The sequence below is a fragment of the Flavicella sp. genome, from assembly GCF_029238425.1.
Lineage (GTDB): Bacteria > Bacteroidota > Bacteroidia > Flavobacteriales > Flavobacteriaceae > Flavicella.
The window spans coordinates 1-3,049 of record NZ_JAQWGB010000209.1; the positions used below are offsets into that span (position 1 = coordinate 1).

Annotated in this window: 1 protein-coding gene and 1 pseudogene; both read left to right on the top strand. The window is 36.0% G+C overall.

The window, feature by feature from the left end; genetic code table 11:
- Positions 1 to 522 (top strand): annotated as a pseudogene (locus P8H68_RS14215) (hypothetical protein); the annotation flags it as partial.
- An 11-nt stretch (positions 523 to 533) separates the two neighbouring features.
- Positions 534 to 3,049 (top strand): hypothetical protein (locus tag P8H68_RS14220; protein WP_300326645.1); only part of this gene is annotated, 2,516 nt, incomplete at its 3' end.

Here is a 3,049-nt window from a genome sequence, read left to right on the forward strand (position 1 = left end):
TATGCCGCTACCAATGATAATAACGGAGGTTTATATAAAACGACGAACAAAGGTGACTCTTGGGAGAAAATGAAAATTCCTTCTAAAATAAAAGCAGTTAACAATGTGTTTATTGATAGAAATAATAAGAACTTATATATAGCTACCGGAAGACGTACAGGAACTTATGACGAAGGTGGTGTTTGGAGAAGTAAAGATAATGGAAAATCTTGGGAGCAAATATTTAAAGCGCCTTTTGTGTGGCAAGTGGAAACATCTCCCTTAGATGAAGACTTAATTGTTGTTACTCTTGGAGGACAAGCCGGTCTTATGGCAAAGGAATTTAAGAATCCAGGAATATATTTGTCTAAAGATGGAGCTAAATCTTGGACTAAAATAAATAAAGGACTAGGGCAACCAAATAAAATGGTTGATGTAAAGCCAGATCCGTATAACAAGAATGTACTTTGGAGTGCTGCTTGGGGCTCAGGTTGGTATATTACTTATTTGAATGGTTATACAGAAGGATGGTTAGAAGAATAAAATTGAATAGTATGTATAGAATTATAATGATTATTGCTGTGTTTTGTTTGAGCTTTCAAACAAATGCACAGTTAGATAAAAAGTATTTTAAAAAATTACACTCAAAGCAGGTTGCTTCTTCAGATTTGGTTGAGTGGCAACAAGTGGGACCCGGAATGTCTGGTTACTGCGAAGAGTTTTGGTGTCATCCTACAGATAAAAATGTAATGATGATGTCTCCAGATATGTACAATACCTATGGTAGTTGGGATGCTGGAAAATCTTGGAAAACAATAAAGGATGTTGACGGTACGGGTAAGGATTTGGCACGAATGAGAAATTTTACGTTTTCTTATCAAAATCCAGCTTTTGGAATGTCTATTTCTGGAGGTGGTAAATTATATAAAACTGAAGATACTGGAAGAAGTTGGAAAGAAATAGAATCGTTTAAAGGACGTCATTCAGTAGTAGTTGTGGATCCCTCTAATGATAGAAATTGGTATATAGGACCTGGAGATTTTTGGAATGTTAAAAAGAACTGGCGTCATATAAATGGGCAAGTTGGTAAAACGAATAAGAACGCAATTTATAGAAGTAGAGACAAGGGAAGAACTTGGGAGAAGTTTAAAGTAGGAACTTCTAATAATATTGATGTAGGGAGGGTTATTGTAGATCCTAATAATTCTGATGTAATTCTTACGGCTACAAATGAGGGTGTTTTTAGAAGTGAAGATCAAGGAGTAACTTGGAATTCAAGTGCAAAAGGGTTAACTGTGAATCGTCCTAGAGACATGGATTTTTACTATGATAAAAAAACAAAAGAGTTTGTTGTTTATCTAATAGATCAAACTGCATTTGTGCCGAATGGAGATACTGTATCTTCTAAAGGAGGAGTTTACAAAAGTACCGATAGTGGACAATCTTGGGAAAGTATTACTGGAAATTTAGCAGTTGATATGAACCAGATTTCAAGTAAAATACTTCAGAATAAATACTGGTCATCCTTGGCTTTTTGGTTTCAGACAAATGTGAAGTCTATTCGTTCAAAATACCCAAAATATCCAACAGAGGTATTAGATATTTGGCATCGAATTCAGGTCAATCCTGCGAATAAAAATGAAATTTATCTATCTCATAATAGCAAACACGACAAGGCTTTTTTACCCGGAGGTGCATGGAAATCTGAAGATGGAGGTAAAACATGGAAGGCAGTTGCAAGAGAAGGTAAGTATTGGATAGACGGAAAGGATAAAGCATATTGGAAGTCGAGAGGAAATTTGGTAGATATGAATACTACTTTTGCTCATATGCAGCCTGAGATGGATAGAAGAGAGGAATCTTGGGGGAATAGGTTTTTAGAATTGAGTGTAGACGGTACAGCTTATATTTGCTTAGATCAACAAGTGTTAGCCTCTACGAACGGAGGAGAAACTTGGCAACAAATTGATGATGATGAAACAGCTCCAGGTTCTAAACACTGGGTAGGTCGTGGAGATAGTAATTTACCAGGGAGAACATTGTTGTTAGAGACAGGTAAAGAAGATCGTTATTTCTTTTGTAGTGGTGAACATGGGTTATGGCAGACAGCACCGTTAGGAGATTATCCAGATAAAATGGCTGTCGCTGTAGAACAAATTGAAGGACAGATTCATCATGGTGGTTCTCATTCTGCAGGAACTGTTGCTGTGCACCCTAATGATCCTAACATTATTTACTTTATGTCTTACAGACAGAACAATAGAGGGAAAGTTAGAAAATCAATAGATGGTGGTAAAACTTGGGAAAATATAGCTACTATTTTTGATGCAGATGTACCTAGCCATATGAGGTTAGTTTTTGTGAACTCATTAACGATAGATCCTAAAAATCCGGATAATATGTATTTCTGTGCGACTAGAAAGCCTATTTCTCAGGTTACAGGTCCGTATGCTAAAGAATTAACCAAAGGGGACTATGGCTTTTACCGTTCGTTTGATGGAGGTTATACATGGGAATTGAGTATGAGTGGTCTTTATGAAAATGCAAGCGTTAGAAGGTTGGTGTTAGATCCAAAAAATTCTGAAACGTTATTCATTGCTGTGAATGATGAAAATGGAGGATTGTTCAAATCTACAAACAAAGGAGGGGATTGGAAAAAAGTAAATATTCCAGCCGATATTCAGTTTGTAAACAACGTATTTATTGATAGAAATACGAAAGATATATTTATCTCTTGCGGAAACGAGCAGGCAACAGATAAAGGAAGTGGAGTTTGGAGAAGTAAAAATAATGGAAAAAAATGGGAGAAAATATTTGACATGCCTTACGTATGGCAGTGTGAAACTTCACCTGTTAATTCTGATATTATTACAGTTTCTGTACCATTACCTCCAAGAACAAAAAATAAAAATTCTATGTTAAATCCTGGATTGTATGTTTCTTTTGATGCGGGGAAAACTTGGAATAAGATTAATAGAGGATTAGGACAACAAGATAGAGTTGTCGATTTTAAACCTGACCCATATAGAGCCGATGTTTTTTGGTGTTCTCAAAAAGGAAGCGGTTGGGC